The 1,590-nt window shown below is 68.2% G+C and carries 3 protein-coding genes; all 3 read left to right on the top strand.

Annotated elements, in window-relative coordinates; translation table 11 throughout:
* Nucleotides 1-310: 310 nt before the first annotated feature.
* The 3 genes from ACFXKA_RS42705 (at nucleotide 311) to ACFXKA_RS42695 (ending at nucleotide 1,587) form a co-directional block, all read left to right on the top strand.
* Nucleotides 311-769, top strand: a complete 459-nt coding sequence (locus ACFXKA_RS42705; RefSeq protein WP_379431861.1) for an ATP-binding protein — start codon at nucleotides 311-313, stop codon at nucleotides 767-769.
* A complete protein-coding gene (locus tag ACFXKA_RS42700; RefSeq protein ID WP_379431860.1) occupies nucleotides 766-1,191 on the top strand; it encodes a hypothetical protein in 426 nt (141 codons plus the stop codon). Before ACFXKA_RS42705 ends, ACFXKA_RS42700 begins: the two co-directional genes overlap by 4 nt.
* 186 nt (nucleotides 1,192-1,377) lie before the next feature.
* Complete coding sequence (locus ACFXKA_RS42695) at nucleotides 1,378-1,587, top strand: hypothetical protein (RefSeq protein WP_379431859.1); 210 nt, start codon at nucleotides 1,378-1,380, stop codon at nucleotides 1,585-1,587.
* Nucleotides 1,588-1,590 lie beyond the last annotated feature (3 nt).

Genomic DNA, 1,590 nt, shown 5'->3' with positions numbered 1-1,590 from the left:
CTGCCGAGCTGCAAGCGGCACAGCGTGGGCGTCGCCGGTTGCGTATCCGTCATCATTCGCACTCCTCCCCGAGCAACGCTCAGGCGCACTTCCCGCACCCGCAAGCAACGTTCTGCGTCAGAGCGGGAGTTGCCGCCAGCAGGTGAACGACCCCACCACCAGCGGTAATTCACAACAGAACTTGCTCGCGCATTTTCACCGGAACACTTCCAGGGCTTCTGCCCCGCTGCGAGGCTATACCCGCACCTCACGCAGCGCGGTCGATTCGCTGCTTTAAGTGAGTGCGGAGATCAAACGACAAGGACCCCCGATGCCTCCCACGACGCGCAGCGCAACTCCCGCCCCACTCACCGCAGTCGGCATACGGGACGACGCCGTCCGCCTCAACATCTCCTTCCGCCCCCACACCCGCCGCGTCGCGCAACTGCGCCATATCGCGGGCGCGCTCCTCATCGAGGGCGGCATCGGGCGGGACGTGGTCGAGACCGTGCAGCTTCTCGTCAGTGAGATCGTCACCAACGCCGTCGTGCACGGGTGCGGCGACCGCGTGCGGTTCTCGGTCTCCTACGACCGGAGCGGCAACGGCAACAGCGCCGGCGACGTGCTCATCGAGGTGGACGACGGGCACCCCGCGAGGATCAAGGTCCGTAACCTGCAGAGCGACGACGAGACCGGCAGGGGCATGTTCCTCGTGGACGCGCTCGCGCGCGCCTGGGGCCGGCACGGCACCCGTACGTGGTGCACCGTCGCAACCGGCGAGGCGTCATGACGACCGACCGCCGTACACCCGGCACCCATTGGCGCCATCAGACGCCCACGTTCACCCAGGACCCGGACACGCTCCGCCGGCTCCTCGACGCCCTCAACCGTGACCACCCCATCGACTTCGCCACAATCTCCCGCACCGTCGCCGAGGCCCTGGCCGCCCAACTCCCGCCCGAGCGCGCATGGGTGGACAGCACCACGCTCAGGCTCCGGGGGCATCTGCAACTGCTGCTGACCGAGTACGACGGGGACACCGACGTCCCGGCCACGCTCGCGCTCCACAGGGACGCCTACCGGCTGCTCGCACTCTGCGACACCTTCGACGCGACCACCCCGCCCCTGCACGCGTACGAGCTGATGCGCGCGCTCGCCGAGACCACCCGATCGTTCGCCGGCCTCCATGTCACGGAGGGACGGCACCGGTGAGTACCGCCAAGGCCCAGGCCCTCTACGTCATCGCCGTCACCGCGGTCGGCGGCTCGATCGTCGTGGCGCTGTGGCGCGGTTGGTGACCCGTCATGTCCAAGTGATGACGTATGTCACTGCCGACCAGAAGGCGCCGGACGAAGACTGGAAGTCGCAGAGAACGCACACGCGCAGGGGAGTGGAGGCATGTTCAACAGGTGGCGGCACCGTCTGGCCGTACGGCGGGTCAAGCCCGGGGACGGGCGACCGCTGAAGCGCTTCCGGTGGTGGCAGTCGATCAGCCGCTCACTGTTCTATCTCCGGCTGCCGCACCGCGACGGGGGGCACACGGAGTACGCCGTCGACGTGCGGCATTGGGGCAACCGCGAGACCGGCGAGGTCGAGGCTGATCTGTAACTC

The organism is Nocardia sp. NPDC059228 (assembly GCF_042754245.1).
In the GTDB taxonomy this organism is placed as follows: domain Bacteria; phylum Actinomycetota; class Actinomycetes; order Mycobacteriales; family Mycobacteriaceae; genus Nocardia.
This window is presented reverse-complemented; position numbering and strand designations above follow the sequence as displayed.

Bases quoted from the DNA above. Each gene is read 5' to 3' on its own strand.
- ACFXKA_RS42700 (WP_379431860.1), top strand. From the start codon at position 766: ATGACGACCGACCGCCGTACACCCGGCACCCATTGGCGCCATCAGACG.
- ACFXKA_RS42705 (WP_379431861.1), top strand. From the start codon at position 311: ATGCCTCCCACGACGCGCAGCGCAACTCCCGCCCCACTCACCGCAGTC.
- ACFXKA_RS42695 (WP_379431859.1), top strand. From the start codon at position 1,378: ATGTTCAACAGGTGGCGGCACCGTCTGGCCGTACGGCGGGTCAAGCCC.